This window comes from Microbacterium sp. C5A9 (genome assembly GCF_022627955.1).
GTDB lineage: Bacteria > Actinomycetota > Actinomycetes > Actinomycetales > Microbacteriaceae > Microbacterium.
Map to the genome: position 1 here is coordinate 162,013 of NZ_JABXGD010000001.1, position 18,339 is coordinate 180,351.

The 18,339-nt window shown below is 70.1% G+C and carries 12 protein-coding genes; 4 read left to right on the forward strand and 8 right to left on the reverse strand.

The window, feature by feature from the left end; all coding sequences use genetic code 11:
* Positions 1-41 precede the first annotated feature (41 nt).
* Together rhaI and HWD99_RS00695 are read right to left on the reverse strand one after the other, a co-directional pair.
* Positions 42-1,208 (reverse strand): L-rhamnose isomerase, encoded by a 1,167-nt coding sequence (gene rhaI / locus HWD99_RS00690; protein ID WP_241794304.1) that lies wholly within the window; start codon positions 1,206-1,208, stop codon positions 42-44.
* The gene (locus HWD99_RS00695; protein ID WP_241794305.1) at positions 1,205-1,606 is read right to left on the reverse strand and encodes an L-rhamnose mutarotase; all 402 of its coding nucleotides are present in this window, start codon (positions 1,604-1,606) and stop codon (positions 1,205-1,207) included. The genes rhaI and HWD99_RS00695 overlap by 4 nt, the downstream gene beginning before the upstream one ends.
* A 129-nt stretch (positions 1,607-1,735) precedes the next feature.
* Between HWD99_RS00695 and HWD99_RS00700 the strand changes: the two genes are divergently transcribed.
* Positions 1,736-2,518, forward strand: a complete 783-nt coding sequence (locus HWD99_RS00700) for a nucleotidyltransferase domain-containing protein (protein WP_241794306.1) — start codon at positions 1,736-1,738, stop codon at positions 2,516-2,518.
* A gap of 6 nt (positions 2,519-2,524) precedes the next feature.
* On the opposite strand, the gene HWD99_RS00705 is transcribed toward HWD99_RS00700, so the two are convergent.
* The 3 genes from HWD99_RS00705 to HWD99_RS00715 form a co-directional block, all read right to left on the reverse strand.
* Positions 2,525-3,436, reverse strand: a complete 912-nt coding sequence (locus tag HWD99_RS00705; RefSeq protein ID WP_241794307.1) for a carbohydrate ABC transporter permease — start codon at positions 3,434-3,436, stop codon at positions 2,525-2,527.
* On the reverse strand, positions 3,433-4,362 hold the full coding sequence (locus tag HWD99_RS00710) for a carbohydrate ABC transporter permease (RefSeq protein WP_241794309.1): 930 nt from the start codon (positions 4,360-4,362) through the stop codon (positions 3,433-3,435). The genes HWD99_RS00705 and HWD99_RS00710 overlap by 4 nt, the downstream gene beginning before the upstream one ends.
* A gap of 70 nt (positions 4,363-4,432) precedes the next feature.
* Positions 4,433-5,743 carry an ABC transporter substrate-binding protein gene (locus HWD99_RS00715; protein ID WP_241794310.1) on the reverse strand — a complete coding sequence of 437 codons (1,311 nt, stop codon included), beginning with the start codon at positions 5,741-5,743 and terminating at the stop codon, positions 4,433-4,435.
* A 242-nt stretch (positions 5,744-5,985) separates the two neighbouring features.
* On the opposite strand from HWD99_RS00715, the gene HWD99_RS00720 reads away from it, so the two are divergent.
* Both HWD99_RS00720 and HWD99_RS00725 read left to right on the forward strand, forming a co-directional pair.
* A complete protein-coding gene (locus HWD99_RS00720) occupies positions 5,986-8,637 on the forward strand; it encodes an alpha-L-rhamnosidase (protein WP_241794311.1) in 2,652 nt (883 codons plus the stop codon).
* Between the two features lie 18 nt (positions 8,638-8,655).
* Positions 8,656-11,418 carry an alpha-L-rhamnosidase gene (locus HWD99_RS00725; RefSeq protein ID WP_241794313.1) on the forward strand — a complete coding sequence of 921 codons (2,763 nt, stop codon included), beginning with the start codon at positions 8,656-8,658 and terminating at the stop codon, positions 11,416-11,418.
* A gap of 58 nt (positions 11,419-11,476) precedes the next feature.
* On the opposite strand, the gene HWD99_RS00730 is transcribed toward HWD99_RS00725, so the two are convergent.
* Positions 11,477-12,523, reverse strand: coding sequence for a D-2-hydroxyacid dehydrogenase (locus tag HWD99_RS00730; protein ID WP_241794314.1), 1,047 nt, complete (start codon positions 12,521-12,523; stop codon positions 11,477-11,479).
* Positions 12,524-12,714: 191 nt separating this feature from the next.
* Between HWD99_RS00730 and HWD99_RS00735 the strand changes: the two genes are divergently transcribed.
* Positions 12,715-15,711, forward strand: a complete 2,997-nt coding sequence (locus HWD99_RS00735; RefSeq protein ID WP_241794315.1) for a glycoside hydrolase family 2 TIM barrel-domain containing protein — start codon at positions 12,715-12,717, stop codon at positions 15,709-15,711.
* 114 nt (positions 15,712-15,825) lie between these two features.
* Here HWD99_RS00735 and HWD99_RS00740 read toward each other — a convergent pair whose 3' ends face one another.
* Together HWD99_RS00740 and HWD99_RS00745 are read right to left on the reverse strand one after the other, a co-directional pair.
* Positions 15,826-17,088: a four-carbon acid sugar kinase family protein gene (locus HWD99_RS00740; RefSeq protein ID WP_241794316.1), complete on the reverse strand. Its 1,263-nt coding sequence runs from the start codon at positions 17,086-17,088 to the stop codon at positions 15,826-15,828.
* Positions 17,081-18,337, reverse strand: coding sequence for a RuBisCO large subunit C-terminal-like domain-containing protein (locus tag HWD99_RS00745; protein ID WP_241794317.1), 1,257 nt, complete (start codon positions 18,335-18,337; stop codon positions 17,081-17,083). Before HWD99_RS00745 ends, HWD99_RS00740 begins: the two co-directional genes overlap by 8 nt.
* Positions 18,338-18,339: the final 2 nt, after the last annotated feature.

Below are 18,339 nucleotides of genomic sequence, written 5' to 3' on the forward strand. Positions count from 1 at the left end.
TCCCGCATCCCGACGGGTCTCATGGTGTCAGCGGCCGAGGATCAGGCGCCCCAGCCGGCCTGCACGCCGCCGACGCGCTCGGCGGCGATCTTCTGCTGGTAGCCCGACTCGGCGTAGGCCTTCATCGGGTCGGCGGCGAGGCCGCGCGACTCGCGCCATTCGGCGAGGGCCGGGCGCACGTCGGTGTAGAAGGCGTCCATGAAGACGGCGTTCGCGGCCAGCACGTCGCCGGACTTCTGCGCGGCGGCGAGGGCGTCGCGGTCGACGATGAGGGCGCGGGCCGTCATCTCCTGCACGTTGAGCACCGAGCGGATCTGGCCGGGGATCTTGTCTTCGACGTTGTGGCACTGGTCGAGCATGAACGCCACATCGGGGTTGTTGAGGCCGCCGCCTCGGACGACCTCGAACAGGATGCGGAAGAGCTGGAACGGGTCGGCCGCGCCCACGATCAGGTCGTCGTCGGCGTAGAAGCGCGAGTTGAAGTCGAACGAGCCGAGCTTGCCGAGGCGCAGCAGCTGCATGACGATGAACTCGATGTTCGTGCCGGGGGCGTGGTGACCGGTGTCGAGGCACACCATCGCCTTGTCGCCGAGCGACGAGACCTGGGCGTACGACGTGCCCCAGTCGGGAACATCGGTGTGGTAGAAAGCCGGCTCGAAGAACTTGTACTCGAGCACGAGGCGCTGGTCGTCGCCGAGACGCGCGTAGATCTGCTGCAGCGACTCCTGCAGGCGGTCCTGACGACCGCGGAGGTCTGCCTGACCGGGGTAGTTCGAGCCCTCGGCGAGCCAGATCTTCAGGTCGCGGCTGCCCGTGGCATCCATCACGTCGATACAGGCGAGGTGGTGATCGATCGCCTTCCGGCGGATCGCCGCGTCTTCGTGCGTCAGCGCGCCGAACTTGTAGTCGTCGTCCTGGAACGTGTTCGAGTTGATGGTGCCGAGCGTCACACCGAGGTCCTCCGCGTGCGTGCGCAGGTCGGAGTACGAGTCGACGAGGTCCCACGGGATGTGCAGGGCGACCGAGGGAGCGAGCCCGGTGTAGGTGTTGACCTGGGCGGCATCCGCGATCTTCTCCCACGGGTCGCGGGGGGTGCCGGGCGTGCCGAACACCTTGAAGCGGGTGCCGGAGTTTCCGAACGCCCAGCTGGGGAGCTCGATGCCCTGCTGCTCGAGAGCGGCGAGGTTGTCGGACGAGAGGATGCTCATGAGGCGCTGCCTTCGGTGTCGTTGCGGTTGTCTGGGGTGGATGCTGCGGGCCCGCCGACGTCGGCGAGCTGGTCTTCGAGGTGGAACACCTCGGTGAGTGCGGTGGCCGCCTGGTCGGGGCGACCGTCGAGGCCCAGGAAGAAACGGCCCATCTCGGCCTCCCAGCGGGCGGCCACGGGGGAGGCGGCGAGATACGCCTGGGCGGCCGCGTCGTCGTCGACCTCGTAGTAGCCGATCAGCGTGCCGCCGTCGGCGAGGAAGAGCGAGTAGTTGCGGCGGCCGGCGGCGGCGATCTCCGCCAGCATCTCGGGCCAGACCGGGGAATGGCGGTCGAGGTACTCGTCGAGCAGCTCGGGCCGCACCTGCAGCCGGAAGCACACGCGTGTGGGTGTTGTCATCGTCGACGACTCCTGGGTTGGTTTGTGAATCGTTTCAAGTGTACGGATGCGGCGAGGATCGCGCAAGCTCGGCGCGCGGGCTTGTATCGTTTCATCGACAGTGATCGTCGACGGCGCGAAGGAGCGGGCGTGGAGCATCAAGAACGGGCGTTGGACGCCTATGTCGCACAGGTCTCGACGGACGAGGACGTCCTGGGGGTCGTGCTCGTGGGTTCGGTCGCGCACGGCACCGAGCGCGAGGGATCCGACGTCGACGTGTATCTGGTCGTGACCGAGGAGGCGTTCGCCCGCGCGGCCGCCGACGATCGGTGGGCGTGGATCGATCGGGTGGGCGTCGACTACCCGGGGTCGTACATCGACGTCAAGCTCGCAGACCTCGACTATCTGCGCGCGGCGGCGGAGCGCGGCGACGATCCGACCAGGGCGTCGTTCGTCGATGCGCGGGTGGCGTTCAGCCGCACCGAGGAGCTGGCGGGGCTCGTCGCCGCGATCAGCGCTCTCGGCGACGAAGTGTGGGCGGAGCGCGTCCGCTCTCACATCGCACAGGCGCACCTGTACGGCGGCTACTTCCTGCGTCAGGCCGAGGAGAGGGGCGACCCGTTCCTGCTGCAGCACGCGACCACCCACCTCACGCTCGCGGCGGCGCGCGCCGCGCTCGCGGCATCGCGGCGGCTGATGCCCGGCCCCAAGTACATCCACGCCCTGGTGCGCGAGGTGCCGACGCCTGCGGGCTTCGTCGAGGCCTGGGACCGTGCGCTGACCGAGCAGTGCACTGCCGCGGGCGATGCGCTGATCGGCCAGCTCGATCAGTGGCTGGGCGCGGGGCAGACGCGCGACGAGTCGCTCTCGGTCTTCATCCGCGACAACGAGCTCGCCTGGCTCCGCGGGACGATCCCCGCCGAGTTCTTCTGACGCCACTCAGCCCTTCACCGCCCCGCTCGTCATTCCCGCGACGATCTGCCGGTTGAAGAAGATGTACATCACCAGCGGGGGGATCGTGATGAGCAGGATGTTCATGAACAGCAGGTTCCACTGATTGAGCGACTGGCTCTGGAAGTTGTAGAGCGTCAGCTGCACCGTCGCGTTCGCGTCGCCGGGGAGGAAGTACAGGGGTCCGGTGAAGTCGTTGAACACGGCCACGGACTGCACCACGATGACCGTCACGGCCACCGGCTTCAGCAGCGGCATCACGACCTGGAAGAACAGCCGGATCGGCCCGGCCCCGTCGATGACCGCCGCCTCGTCGAGCTCGCGGGGGATGGTCGAGATGAACGCGCGGAAGAGCAGGATGCAGAAGCTCAGGCCGAACGTCGCCTCGATGAGGATCATGCCGGGCATGGTCTTGAAGAGCCCGATCCCCTGGAGCACCCAGATGGTCGGCACGACGGCCGGCGGCACGATGAGCCCTGCCAGGACGAACACGTTGATCACGTGGTTCCAACGCGACCTGCGCCGCTGCAGGATGTAACCGACCATCGCGGCGAAGACGACCATGATCGCGACGCTCGCGACCGTGAGCACCGTGGAGTTGATGAACGCCGTCACCAGCATCCAGTCCCTCGTCTGCAGCACGGTGACGATGTTCTCCCAGAGGAACCAGCCCTGGGCCGGGAGCGAGAACTCGAAGAGCGCCGCCTCCTGCGGGTTCTTCACCGCGGTCAGGAAGATGAAGGCGAACGGCACGATGAACACGATGATCGAGGCGAGGATCGCGACGATCCCGACCAGGTAGCGCGTGACGAAGAGCCTGGGGGTGAGGGGGCGGCGGTCCGCCCGCCTGATCTTCGCCTTCGACGACCCCGCGGTCGTGATGGTGCGCGTGAGCGTCATTGCTCCACCTGCCTCTTGTTCAGGATGTACTGGATGGGCACGACGATCGCGGTCACCACGAGGAAGAGCACGACGTTGCCCGCGGTCGAGAGGCCGTAGAAGCCGGCCTGGTACTGCTTGTAGATCACCGAGGCGATCACATCGCTGGTGAAGCCGGGCCCGCCCTTCGTCATGGCCCAGATCAGTTCGAACGAGCGCAGGCCGCCGATCAGCGAGAGCAGGATCACCGTGGCCGTGGCGGGCTGCACCAGCGGGAGGGTGATGTTCCGGAACCGCTGCCACGCGCTCGCGCCGTCGACCTTGGCCGCCTCGAAGTACTCCTGCGGGATCGCGACGAGGCCGGCGATGAAGATCAGGGTCGCGATGCCCACGCCCTTCCACACGTCGACGAGGGCGACCGACAGCAGCGCCCATGCGGGGTCGGTGAGCCACCCGGGGCCGGTGATGCCGACGGCGGCGAGAGTCTGGTTGATGAGGCCGTCGAACGGGTCCATCAGCACCTTGAACGTGATGCCGATGCCGACGGTCGAGACGAGCACGGGGAAGAAGATCGTCGAGCGCAGGTACCCGCGGCCGAGGATGGATCCCGTCAGCAGCAGCGCGAGCGCCAGGCCGAGCACGACCTTGAGCGCCGATGTCACGAAGCCGTAGACGAACGTGTTGACGAAGCCCTGCACGAGCATCGGCTCGGTGAAGAACTGCGCGTAGTTCTCGAACCCGATGAACTCGATGTCGAAGAGCGACCAGCGGGTGAGGCTGAAGTAGAACGAGGCGAAGGTGGGTATCGCGAAGAGGACGATGTACAGCACGGCCGACGGGATGTAGAACCAGGTCGGGTACGAGCTGCTGAGGCCGCGGCGTCCGCGTGCTCTCTTCGCGGGGGGTGCGGCGGGTGTCGTGGCGGGTGGGGTGGCGAGTGCGGTCATGGTGTCTCCGTCGAGTCGGGATTCCGGGATGCGGGCGCGGGGCACCCGCATCCCGGAGATCAGCGCGTGGTCACCAGCCGTCGAGGCCGAGCTGCTGAGCCTGCTTCTTGACGTCCTCGTCGTAGAGGGCCGCCGCGTCATCCGCGCCGCGGATGCCGCTGCCCACCTCGACGGTGATGTTCTCGAGGTTCGGGCCCTTGATGGGAGAGAGGAACTCCAGTGCGGGGTTCGTCCGGTCCTCGTCGAAGTACACCTGCATGTCGGTCAGCAGGCCGGGCACGTCGGCCGGCAGCTCGCACGTGCTGATCGCGTACGGACCGGAGGGCACCATCGCCGTGTTCTGCACGTCGCAGCCGGCGGGGGAGTTGATGAACGCGACGAACGACTTCGCCGCCGCGAGCTGGTCGCCCTCGGTCGTCTTCGGGATGTACACGCCGTTCGGCAGCCACACCGTCAGCTTGGTGTCATCGGCGTTCGCCGCCGGAAGCGCGAACACGCCGATGTTCTCGAGGTCGCCCGGGAAGTTCTGCTGGAAGGTCGACACGATGCCGGTCAGGATCGGGTAGTGCGCGCCCTCGCCCGTCGCCACCATGCGCGCTCCGTCGTCGTAGAGCGCCGAGGCGAAGTCCTCGTTCCACCAGCCCTTCTCGAAGCCCTCCTGCTGGTTCGCGAAACCGGCCAGCGCGGGCTCGTCGACGTATTTGCGGTCGCCGGACGTGTAGCCCTCGGCCCAGTCGGCGTCCTGGGCGAGCACGTTCCCGAAATCGCCGAGGATGAACAGCTGGCTCGTCCAGGTGTCGCCGTACGTCTGGATGACGGGGGCGATGCCCGCGGCCTTGATGGTCTCGTTGTTCGCGGCGAACTCGGCCCAGGTGGTCGGAACCGTGAGGCCCAGATCGGCGTAGATCTTCTTGTTGTAGACGACGGCGCCGGCCTGCGTCGCGCCGAAGGGGGCGCCGTACACGCCGTTCTCGGTCGAGACGACCGCGGCCATGTTGTCCTGCATGTCGCCCACCCAGTCCTGGTCGTCCAGGGCGACGAGGTTCTGATCGGGGTTCAGCGCCTGGAAGAGCGAGCCGGAGTTGTACCAGAACACGTCGGCCATCTCGCCGGTGGCGAGCTTGGTCTTCATCAGGTTGTCGCCCTCGGTGCCTGCCGGCTGGGACTCGACCTTGACGGTGATGTCGGGGTTCTCTTCTTCGAACGCCGCGATCATCGCCTCTGCCGATTCGACGTTCGTGCCCGAGTTGGGAACGAGGAACGTGATCTCGGTCGTGCCGTCGTCGCCGCCACCGCCGGAGCTGCATGCGGCGAGGGGGAGTGCGAGAGCCGCGACGCCTGCTGCGGCGACGAGGGCTCTCCGAGTACGGGTGCTGTTCATCCTTTACCTCTCTGTAAAAGCTGGACTCCGGACGCATCCTCATCGTCGAGGTCCGGTGCGGTCGAACGGCATTGAATCCATTCAACTCTCGGTAAGATACGACGATCCCGAGCCTGCGTCAATGATTCGTTCGGAACTCGTCCCGATCCTTGACATCGAGTATTGAATGCATTCAATATGGCTGTGCGCGGTGATACGCAGCCCGCGATGCGATGACGCACCCACCCGGAAGGACCCATGCCATGGCGGCAGCCCCCGATCCCTCGCTGACCGACGCCTCCACTCGGGTGGTGTCCCTGCGCTCTCAGCACGGCGCGGATCTCCTCGGAGTCCCTGGCGCCGGAGTGCGGCTCACCTGGCGGTGGGAGAGCGATGACGAGGAGGCCGAGCAGCGCGGCTACCAGATCGCCGCGGGAGGCGACGGTGCGGCTCCGACGCCCGGCGACGTGGTGCACTCGGGAGACTCGGTCGCGATCCCCGCGGGCGACCTCGCCTCGGGAGAGCGGCGCACCTTCTCGGTGCGCATCGCGACGGCGCGCGGATGGACCGACTGGAGCGCCCCGCTCGTCGTGGAAGCCGGGCTCGAGTCCGCCGATCTCCGGGCGCGGGTGATCGGCATCCCCAGCGAGGTCGAGGGGCCCGCGGCGCTGCTGCGCACCGAGTTCGCCGTCGACACCCTGCCCGAGCGTGCACGGCTCCGCCTGAGCGCGCTCGGTCTGGTGGACGCCTGGATCAACGGTCGGCGTGCCGGCGACGCGCGCCTCACCCCGGGGTGGACGTCGTATCAGGAGCGGGTGCTGCTCGACACGATCGACGTGACCGGCCTGCTGCACGAGGGCACGAACGTCATCGTGCTCGAGGTGGGCGACGGCTGGTATCGCGGGCGGATGGGCTTCGCGCAGCGCACCGAGATCTACGGCGATCGCTCGGGCGCTCTCGCGCAGATCGACACCGAGCACGGGGTGCTCGTCTCGACCGACACGTCGTGGCGCGGCGGCTTCGGCGCGGTGCGATCGGCGAGCATCTACGACGGCACCGCGATCGACCTGAACCACGCGCCAGCGGGTCTGCATACGCCCGGCTTCGACGACGCGCAGTGGACCGCCGCCGAGGTGATCGACTCCGACCTCGGCCGGTTCGAGCCCCGGTCGGCGCCCCCGGTGCGGATCGTCGCCGAGCTCGACATGGCCCGCACGGCCCACGGGAGTGGAGCGCAGTTCGACGCGGGACAGAACATCACCGGCTGGGTCAGGCTCGTCGTGCGCGGCACCGCCGGCGACCGCGTCACCATCCGCCACGCCGAGATCCTGGAACCGTCGGGCGAGCTCCACACCGCTGCGCTCCGGACCGCCGCGGCGACCGATCACTACATCCTCGATCGCGACGGCGAGCACGTGCTCGAACCGCAGTTCACGTTCCACGGCTTCCAGTACGCCCAGATCAGCGGCGACGTCGAGGTGCTGTCGGCGACGGCGGTCGCGATCTCCAGCGATCTGCCGCAGCGGTCGAGCTTCCGCTCCGCATCGGCCGCGCTGGACCGCTTCCACTCCAACGTCCTCTGGTCGCAGCGCGACAACTTCGTGTCGGTGCCCACCGACTGCCCGCAGCGCGACGAGCGCCTGGGCTGGACGGGCGACGCACAGGCGTTCGCGGCGACCGCGAGCACCCTGATGGATGCCGAGGCGTTCTGGCGCAGCTGGCTCCGCGACCTCGAGATCGATCAGACCGACGAGGGCGGCGTCGCCTCGGTCGTGCCCGACATCATCCGCTTCGAGGACATGCGCATGGGGTCGGCATGCGTCGACAACATGGGGCGGGCCGGATGGGCGGATGCCGCCACGATCGTGCCCTGGGCGGTCTACGAGGCCGGCGGCAGCGACGAGGTGCTGCGGCAGCAGCTGCGGAGCATGCGCCGCTGGGTCGAGCACCTGCGTGGCAGGGCCGGCGACGACGTCGTGCTGCCCACCGAGCCGTTCCAGTACGGCGATTGGCTCGACCCCGATGCGCCCGGTGCGCAGCCGTGGCAGGCGAAGGTGTCGAGCGACTACGTCGCGAACGCGTTCTATGTGCACTCGGCCCGTCTGCTCGCGCGGGCCGAGGCGCTGGTCGGCGACGACGCCCGTGCCGGTGAGTACGCCGACCTCGCCGATCGGGTCGCGGCGGAGACCTGGCGGCGGTGGGGAGCCGAGGCCGCCACGACCCAGACCGGCGCCGCGTTGGCCCTCGAGTTCCGCATCGCCCCCGACGCCGAGCGCGAGTCGATCGCCGCCGGCCTGGCCGCGAACGTGCGCGCCGAGAACGGGCGCATCTCCACCGGATTCCTGGGCACACCGCTCGTCCTGTTCGCGCTGTCGAACACCGGCCACCTCGACGAGGCGTACCTGATGCTCCTGCGTCGTGAGGCGCCGAGCTGGCTGTACCAGGTCGATCGCGGGGCGACCACGGTGTGGGAGCGCTGGGACGCGATCCTCCCTGACGGGCGCATCCACTCGGGGGCCATGGATGCCGGGTCGAAGGAGGAGGGCGGCAGCATGCTCTCCTTCAACCACTACGCGTACGGGGCGGTCATCGACTGGGTGTACCGGACCGTCGCGGGCATCGCTCCGGCGCAGCCCGGCTATCGCGTGTCGCGGATCGCGCCGCGCCCCGCCGTCGGCATGGACGAGGCGGCGGCATCGGTCGACACACCGTACGGCCGCCTCGCGATCGACTGGCGACTGGACGGCGACGTGCTGCGGATCGCCGTGGAGGTGCCGTTCGGCACGACCGCCGACCTCGATCTGCCGGTCACGGCCGACTCCACGGTCACCGTCGACGACGGCAGCGCCGCGGTGCGGGTGGGCCCGGGAGCGCACGAGATCACGGTGACGGCGCCCGCCGTCGCCCGACGATGAGAGAGATGCAGGAGAGACATGAGTCTGAGAGTCGCGCGCGTCACCGTCGACGCGCCGCACGGCAGTGACACGGTCGCCACGGCGACCCCGGCCATCGGGTGGGTGAGCGAGTCCGATGCCCGCGGATGGATGCAGTCGGGTGCCGAACTCGAGCTGGAGCTCGACGGCGAGACCCAGATGCATCGGGTCGGCGGTCGGGACTCGGTGCGCCTGCGGTGGCCGTTCCGCCCGCTGCAGCCCCGGGACGAGGCGACCCTGCGCGTGCGGGTGACCGGCTCCGACGGGGCGGTGTCGCCGTGGAGCGAGCCGCGACGGATCGTCGCGGGATTCCTCGCCGACGGTGAGTGGACCGCGCGCACGATCGCCGTCGCCGCACCGACGACGTATGCCGAGCCGGCGACTCTGCGCACGACGTTCTCCGTCGACGGAGAGGTGCGCCGCGCGACGCTGTACGCCACGGCCGTCGGGGTCTATCAGGCGGCGTTCAACGGGGAGGAGGTCGACGATCAGGTGCTGAAGCCGGGGTGGACGCCCTTCCACACGCGCACCGTGCACGAGAGCACGGACGTCACCGCCCTCGTGCGGTCAGGGGAGAACGCCGTCACCGTGCGTCTCGCCGGTGCCTGGGCGACCGAGCACTATGGCTTCCGCGAGAACGCCGCGCCGGTGTACGAGGAGCAGCCCCGCTTCGCGGCGCAGCTGCTCATCGAGTACGCGGACGGTCGTGTGCAGACGGTGCGGACCGACGAGTCGTGGCAGAGCGCGCCGAACGAGGTCACGGCCAGCGGGCTGTATGCGGGCGAGGATCACGACGCCCGCCGCGGCACCTCGGACTGGTCGCCCGTCGCGGTCGTCGCCGACGTTCCCGTGCCCGGAGCGCGGGTGTCGCCGTTCGTCCGGCGCATCGAGGAGCTTCCCGTCGCCGAGGTCATCACGACCCCGTCGGGCCGGACCGTGCTCGACTTCGGCCAGAACCTCGTCGGCCGCCTGAGGATCCGCGTGCAGGGGGCGTCCGGCACGGTCGTCACACTTCGCCACGCCGAAGTGCTCGAGCACGGCGAGCTGGGCACCCGCCCGCTGCGTGCCGCGGCGGCGACCGACCGGTACACGCTCGCGGGCGACGGCGTCGAGGTCTGGGAGCCTGAGTTCACGTTCCACGGATTCCGCTACGCCGAGATCGACGGATGGCCCGGCGTGCTGGACCCCGCCGACATCTCCGCCGTCGTGATCCACAGCGACATGGAGCGCACCGGCTGGTTCGACACCTCGCACGAGCTCGTGAGGCAGCTGCACCAGAACGTCGTCTGGGGGCTGCGCGGCAACTTCCTCTCCGTCCCCACCGACTGCCCGCAGCGCGACGAGCGCCTCGGCTGGACCGGCGACATCCAGGTCTTCGCACCGACGGCGAGCTTCCTCTACGACGTGCGGGGGTTCCTCGACTCGTGGCTGCGCGACCTCGAGATCGACCAGGTCGACGGCGTGGTCCCGTTCGTGGTGCCGAACGTGCTCGGTCCCGCGCGCGCCGCCGCCGCGTGGGGAGACGCCGCCGCCGTGGTCCCGACCGTGCTCTACGAGCGCTTCGCGGATCTCGACACTCTGGAGCGCCAGTTCGACAGCATGAGGGCCTGGACTGACGTGATCGTCGGCTACTCCGGCGATCGGCGCCTGTGGGAGGGCATGTTCCAGTTCGGCGACTGGCTCGACCCCGACGCGCCGCCGCAGCATCCGGCGAAGGCGAAGACCTCGGCCGACATCGTGGCCACGGCCTACGTGTTCCGATCGGCCGACCTCACGGCGCGGGCCGCCGCTCTTCTCGGACGCGAGAGCGAGGCACGCGAGTACGCGGGGATCGCCGAGGAGGTGCGGCGGGCCTTCGTCGCCGAGTACGTGACGGAGTCGGGGCGCATGGTGTCCGACGCGCAGACCGCGTACTCGCTGGCCATCGTGTTCGACATGGTCGACGAGAGTCGTCGTCAGGCGCTCGGCGACCGCCTGGCCGAGCTCACCCGGCTCGGCGGCTATCGCATCGGCACCGGGTTCGTGGGGACGCCGATCATCCAGGATGCGCTCACCCGCACGGGTCACCTCGACACGGCGACGAGACTGCTCACCCAGACGGAGAACCCGTCGTGGCTGTATCCCGTGACCATGGGAGCGACCACGATCTGGGAGCGCTGGGACTCGATGCTGCCGGACGGCACGATCAACCCGGGGCAGATGACCTCCTTCAACCACTATGCGCTCGGGGCCATCGCCGACTGGCTGCATCGCACCGTGGCCGGTCTGGCTCCCGCGACCCCGGGCTATGCGCGGATCGCCATCGAGCCGCACCCGCTCGAGGGGTTCGACGATGCCGAGGCCTCGCACCTGACTCCGTACGGAGAGGCGCGCGTGCGCTGGCAGCGGTCGGGCGAGTCGATCATCGTCGAGGCGACCGTGCCGGCGAACACCGACGCCGACGTCGTGCTGCCCGACGGCAGGCGTCACACGGTCGGATCGGGGTCGCATCGGTGGACCTCCGCCGCACTTGCACCGCGGCCCGAACCCGGCGAGGTCGGGCCCGAGTCGACCCTCGCGCAGATCATCGATGACAGCGAGGCGTATCAGGCGATCGTCGAGGTGCTGGGCGAGCTCCGTCCCGCGATCGCGGAGGACTTCCGCGACAACACCGAATGGAGTCCGCGGCTGACGCTCGGCGAGCTGTTCGCCCGGCTGCTGGGCCCCGAGCCCCGGGCCGCGGTCGAGAGACGCCTCACGGCGCTGAACACCGCGCGGTCCTGACGACGGATCGGCTCGGACGACGTCGATCTCCGCAGAACGGGGCTCCGCAGAACGGGACTCAGTAGAACTCCACCGTGTCGACGCGGTTCATCAGCGGTTCGCCGTCGATGAGCCGCGTCGCGTTGGCGGCGAACAGCTCGGCGATGCGGCGCTCCTCGTCGATGTCGGTCCCGGCGTTGTGCGGGCTGACGAGCACGTTCGGCATCGACCACAGGGGGCTCGTCTCGGGCAGCGGCTCAACGGCGAACACGTCGAGGGCGGCGAACCCCACCAGGCCGCTCGCGAGCGCATCGATGAGCGCGGGCTCGTCGACCGTCGATCCTCGCCCCACGTTCACGACGGTGATGCCCGGCTTCGCCTGCGCGAGAACGGCGCCCGACAGCATGTCGCGCGTCGCGTCGGTGCCGGGCAGCGCGAGCACCACGGCATCCGCGGTCGAGAGGGCGTCGCCGAGCTCGGACGGAGGGCGGATCTCGGCCACCCCGGGGGCGTCGACGGTCCGCCGATGGATGCCGGTGACCCGCGCCCCGAGCGCGTGCAGCTTGCGGGCGACGGTGCGGCCGATGCCGCCCAGCCCGACGACGACCACGTGGCTCCCGTCGACCTGCGGCACCGGGCGGCGTGCGCCCCACTCGCGTCGATGCTGGTCGGTGAGCAGGCGCGCGAGGTTCTGGGCACCGGCGAGCACACCCAGCACCGCGAACTCCGCCAGCGGACCTCCGTGCACACCGCCCGAGGTCGTGAAGGCGATGCGGGCGAGCTGCTCGTCGGTGAGGGCGGCGTCCTTGACCTGCGCGCCGCCGCCGGCCGGAGTCGTGTGCACCCAGCGCAGCGACGGGTTGGCCGCCGCCGTGCGGTGCAGCTGGGTGGGGGACTGATCGGGGACCCCGTAGAGCGCTTCGGCCTGATCGAGCAGCTGCTCGAAGCGCAGCTGCTGCGCGGCCGACCGACGGAACGCGGGGTCGCCGAGGTGGTCGCCCTGATAGAGCTGCGGCGGCAGCAGACCGGGGTCGCGGATCAGCTCGATCCGCGGCTCGAGCTCTGCGATCAGCGCGCAGAGGTCGTCGGGGAGCGGGGTCGGGACGAACACGCGGAGTGCGGTCATGGGTTCTCCGATCGTCGATGCGCGCGTGCGCCGATTCCGACGCACCGTCGACACTAACGCTATAGTTGGTATCGAATTCATAGACGAATGGATATTCACATCGTGTCTTCCCTCACGCAGGAGACGTCCGCCACGCCGGAATCCTCCCCCGCACTCTCCTCCCTCGACGAGCCCGAGGAGGGAACCCTGTGATGACCGACCGATACTGGGAGAGCACCGCACCGGGTGCCGGACGGCGGCGTCCCCGCGCCGATGCGATCACGGACGCGGCCCGCCTCAGCCTCAACGGCACCTGGAGGTTCCGCCTCAGCCCCACGGCGGCCGGCACCGGCCAGGCGTTCCTCGCGGACGACTTCGACGACAGCGCCTGGGACCCCATGGCCGTGCCCTCGCACTGGGTGCTCGAGGAGTTCACGCCCCTCGCGGGCGGCGAGCGGCGACGCATGCTGGGCACCGCCGAAGGGCCGCTGTACACGAACACCGCCTATCCGATCCCGCTCGATGCCCCCCGCGTGTCCGAGGCGAACCCGACCGGCGACTACCGACTCGTCTTCGATGCGCCGGATGAGCTCGAGAACGCCGTGCTGCGCTTCCAGGGCGTCGATTCGTGCGCGAAGGTGTGGCTGAACGGCGAAGAGCTGGGATGGTCGACGGGCAGCCGCCTGCCGTTCGAGTTCGACGTCGCGCTGCGGCGCGGTCGTAACGTGCTCGCCGTGCGCGTGCACCGCTGGTCGGCGGGCACCTACCTCGAGGATCAGGACATGTGGTGGCTGCCGGGCATCTTCCGCGATGTCGAGCTGCTCGCCCGCCCGTCCGGCGCGATCGACGACCACTTCGTGCACGCCGACTACGACCACCGCACGGGCCTCGGCACGCTGCGCGTCGAGGCGAGCGTCGACGCCGTCGTCGACATCCCCGCGCTCGGCATCTCGATCCCGGCGGGCGCGACCGCGCAGGTGCCGGTCGAGCCGTGGAGCGCCGAATCGCCGACGCTGTACCGCGGCACGCTGCGCTCGGCGGGGGAGACGGTCGAACTCGCCGTGGGCTTCCGCCACGTCGAGATCGTCGACGGGGTCTTCACGGTCAACGGGCGACCCGTCACGTTCCGCGGGGTCAATCGGCACGAGCACGATCCGCACCGCGGGCGCACGCTCGACGCGCAGACCATGCGCGAGGACATCGTGCTGATGAAGCGCGCCAACATCGACGCCGTCCGCACCAGCCATTACCCGCCGCACCCCGATTTCCTGCGCCTGTGCGACGAGCTGGGTCTGTGGGTGGTGCTCGAGAACGACCTCGAGACGCACGGGTTCATCTATGAGGGGTGGGAGCACAATCCGCCGGCCCTGCCGGAATGGCAGGATGCGGTGCTCGATCGCATGCAGCGCAGCGTCGAGCGCGACAAGAACCATCCGAGCATCGTGATCTGGTCGCTCGCCAACGAGAGCATGACGGGCGAGGGGTTCGCCGCGATGCGCCGCTGGCTCGGCGAGCGGGACCCGTCGCGGCCCGTGCTCTACGAGCGCGACCCCACCTATCAGGACTCCGACTTCTACTCGCTCATGTACCCCTCTCTCGAGCTCCTCGACCAGATCGGGCGACGCGAGGAGCCGCGGGGCGGGCGGCTCAGCATGCACGGCATGGTGTTCGGGGAGAAGGATGCGGATGCCGATGTGGCCGTCGATCCCGTCGACGAGCGCCGCCGCGGGCTGCCGTTCCTGCTCGTGGAGTACGCCCACGCGATGGGCAACGGCCCGGGGTCGCTGTCGGACTACTGGCGGATCATGCGCGAGCACGACCGGATCTGCGGAGGGTTCGTCTGGGAGTGGATCGACCACGGCTTCGCGACGACGACGCCCGACGGCATCCGCTACATCATGCACGGAGAGGACGTCGACTACGAGCCGAACGGCGGGCGCTTCTCGCTGCACGGCCTGGTCACGTCGGACCGCACCCCGACATCGGGTCTCGTCGAGCTGTCGAAGGCCTATGCGCCGCTGCGCATCGAGGTCGACGCCGCGTCGATCGTGATCCACAACGACCGCCACACGACCTCCACGGCCGACCTGCGCCTCCTCTGGCGCATCGAGCAGGGGGCGACGACGGTCGACGCGGGGGAGCTCGATCTGCCGCCGATCGCCGCGGGAGGATCGGCGACCGTGCCCGCCCCCGCCGGTGACGGCCTCGTGACCGTGAGCGCTGTGCTCCGCGACGACACGGACTGGGCAGACGCCGGACACGTCGTGTCGTGGGGGCAGCGGCAGGCGTCCCCCCTGCCGGTGCCCGTGCTCGCGCGTCCGACCGGAGGTGCGGCGCCGGCGTCGGACACCGAGGGTCCCGACGCCGTGCACGCGGGTGCCGTGCGGCTGGGTGCCGCGGAGTTCGACGGCGCGACCGGGCGCCTGCTCTCCCTCGGAGGAGTGGAGGTCGACGGCCCCTGGATCGACCTGCACCGCGCGCCGACCGAGAACGACCGCGGTCAGGGTGAGACCAACAACATCGCCAAGGTGTGGCATCAGACCGGGATGGACCGTCTGGAGCATCGCACCGATCGGGTGCGCACGGGCGACGGCTGGCTCGAGGTCACGGGGCGGACGGCACCGTCGACGCATCCGCACGGGGTCGTCTGGACGATGCTGTGGCAGCAGCAGGGCGACGGTCTCGAGCTGTCCGTCTCGGCGGACTTCGTCGGCCCCTGGGCCGACACCCCGTACATGCATCGCGACATCTGGGTGCCGCGACTCGGGCTGCTGCTCTCTCTGCCGGGCGGCTACGCCGATGTCGAGTGGCAGGGCCGCGGTCCCGGCGAGTCGTACGTGGACTCCTTCGAGGCCGCGCCGCTGGGCCGGTACCGAGCGGCGATCGACGACCTGCAGGTGCACTATCCGGTGCCCCAGGAGAACGGCAACCACATCGACACGAGCCTGCTGCTGCTCTCGGGCGCCGAGCTGCCGACCCTGCGTGTCGACGGCAGGAGCGTGTTCGACTTCACCGCCCGCCGGTGGACCTCGAAGGACCTGCAGGCGGCGACGCGTCCGTACGAGCTGGTCGACTCCGGGCGGGTCTGGCTCAACCTCGACCACGGGCAGCTGGGCCTCGGCTCCGCATCCGTCGGGCCCGCGACGCCCGAGCGGTACCGGATCCCCCGTGAGCGGACGAGCTGGCGCCTGCGCCTCTCCGTCGGCTGATGCGCCTCTCCGTCGGCTGATTCGATCGTGCCCTCCCGCGCGCCGCAGGCGCACCCGCGGGAGGGTGCGGTCGATCGGATGAGCGTCCCCCGGCCGTCAGGATCCGCCCGGCCGTCAGGATCCGAGGGAGCGGATGTCGTCGAACAGCGTCTCGGCGCCGACCTGACCGCCCTTGAGGAGCAGCTCGAGGCCGTCGATGTCGGGGTCGTCCGAGGCGGCGCGCAGCAGGACCACGTTGCCGATCGGGTTCGCCGCGATCTCGAGCGACGTCACGCCCAGCAGCCGGGTGACGCGCCCGGAGGTGTCGCCTCCCGCCACGATGATGCGGCGCGCGAGGTCGGCCGCGCCGCGGATCGCATCGGCGGCGATCGTCGCGATGCGTTCGAGCGTGTCGGATGCGGCGGGGGCGTCGTCAGAGGTCAGCGCGACGCTGCGGCCGGTCTCCAGGGCAGCGCGCACGAGAGCGATCTGCGCGGCCTGATCCGTGAACGAGAGCGGGGCGACGAGCCAGCCCGCGGCCTTCGCATGTTCGAGCTGGCGTCTCGTCTGCGCCGAGCGGCTGCCCGAGACGGCGAGCACCGGGCCGCGGGACGGCGTCGAGGTGGGGAGGGCGACCGCGTCGCCGGGGTCGGCCGCGCCGATGCCCCAGCTCAGGCCGCCCGAGCCGATCGCGAACACGGGGGCCGGGGCGTCGAGCACCGCTCGGCCGACGATCGCGGCATCGGCGTTGTCGAGCGCGTCCAGCACGACCGCCGCCTGCGGCGACCGGCGCAGCGATTCGCCGAGGCCGGCATACGCGGTGCGCGGGATGCCGCCGATCGGCAGCGATGTCTGGGCGCCGATGTGCCGAGCCAGATCGGCTTCGTGCATCGGGGTCGAGGGGTGCGTCGACATCGTCGGCTGGCGATCGAGGCGGTGGATCACCCCGTTCTCGGCGGCGAAGTGCGTGCCGAACACGGTGTAGCGTCCGAAGTCCGGCTGGGCGAACAGCATCGGCACAGGACGCTCGCCGATGATCTCGCGCCCCAGCTCGACGACGCGGCCGATGCTGCCGATCGACGGAGACGAGTCGGCCGTCGAGCACGCCTTGTACTGCACGATCCGGGGTCCGAGGGCGCGCAGGGCCTCGAGTGCGGGGCGCACCTCCGCCTCGATGCGCGCGGTGGGCAGCGACCGTGCGATCCCCGCGATGCCCACCACGTCGTGAGCGGAGGCCGCCTCGCGAAGCCGCTCGGCATCCGGCACGCCGACGAACAGGCGTCCCGACCATCCGTGCCGGGCGAACTGCAGCAGCACGTCGACGCTGCCGGTGAAATCGTCGCCGTAGTACCCGACGCGCATCGTCGTCGCGGCGAGGGGCACCGTGGGCTCAGACACGGGCCGGACCGAAGCGCTCGACCGCCCGTCGCAGTTCGACCGAGGCGCGGAGCGCGTCGTCGATCGTCTCGCCCCGCTCTGCCGACGCCCATGCCTCGCGCATGCTCGACACCCCGGCCGCGGCGCCGTCGGGGTGACCGTGGATGCCACCGCCCGCGAGCACGAGAACATCGCTCGTGCCGACGGCCGAGTAGGTGGCGTGCGCCAGCCCGCCCCACTGTCCGCTGGAGAGCACGGGGACGGTCGGCGTGATGCCCAGGAGCGGCTGCCGCACGGCGGCGATCGAGTCGAGCACCTCAGCGTCGGTCTCGTAGAACTTGTTGCTGATGCCGTTGGTGTGCAGGTGGTCGGCCCCCGAGAGCCGCGCGATCTTCTGCCATGCACGGAACCCTATCCCCACCTGCTCCGAGCGCATGATGCCCCCGAGCATGGTGCGATGGCCGTGGATCGGCACCTCGGCGTGACGGTGCAGGAACTCCAGCCCCGCGAATCCCACCAGGTTCACGCAGGCCATGACGCAGGTGCCTCCGGCCGACACCACCAGATCGTGGTTGGCCTCGAGCCGACCGATGTCGTCGGTGATGTTGAACGCGTACATCGGCATCACGCCGGTGCGGTCGGCATGCCGCAGGAGCACCGGCATCACGGCCTTCACGCGCGCCTCGAGGGGAGCCGCGGGGCCGTTGCCCTGCAGCTCGTCGTCCTTGATGAAGTCGACCCCCGCGGCGGCGAGCTCACCGACCAGATCGCCCAGCTGCTCGGGCGTGAGGCCGATGCTGGGCTTCACGATGGTGCCGATCATCGCCCCGGCGGGGCGCGACATCAGGCGTCGGGTGCCGTCGATGCCGAACTTCGGCCCGGGGTAGCGCACGGCGAAGGCGGGCGGCAGGTCGAGGTCGATCAGCTTGATGGCCGCCAGTTCCTTGATCTCGAAGAGGTTGCCGGCGACGGCCGCCATCAGATTCGGCAGCGACGGGCCGAAGTTGTCGAGGGGGAAGCGCAGGCGCAGCACGGCGCGGCGGCGGAGTGCGGGGTCGCCGACGGCTCCGGGCAGCGGCGATGCGCCGGTGAGGGGGATCTCGGTGAGGCTCTCGACCTGTGCGGCGAAGCGCGCGCGCACCTCGTCGGACTCCCGCTCGACGCGGACGAACGTGCCCGTCGACTGCTCTCCGGCGAGCACCTCCGCGGCGTGGGCCAGGGGCAGCGAGGTCTCGATGACGTAGGTCGCGATCACGTGCTCTGCGCTCATCG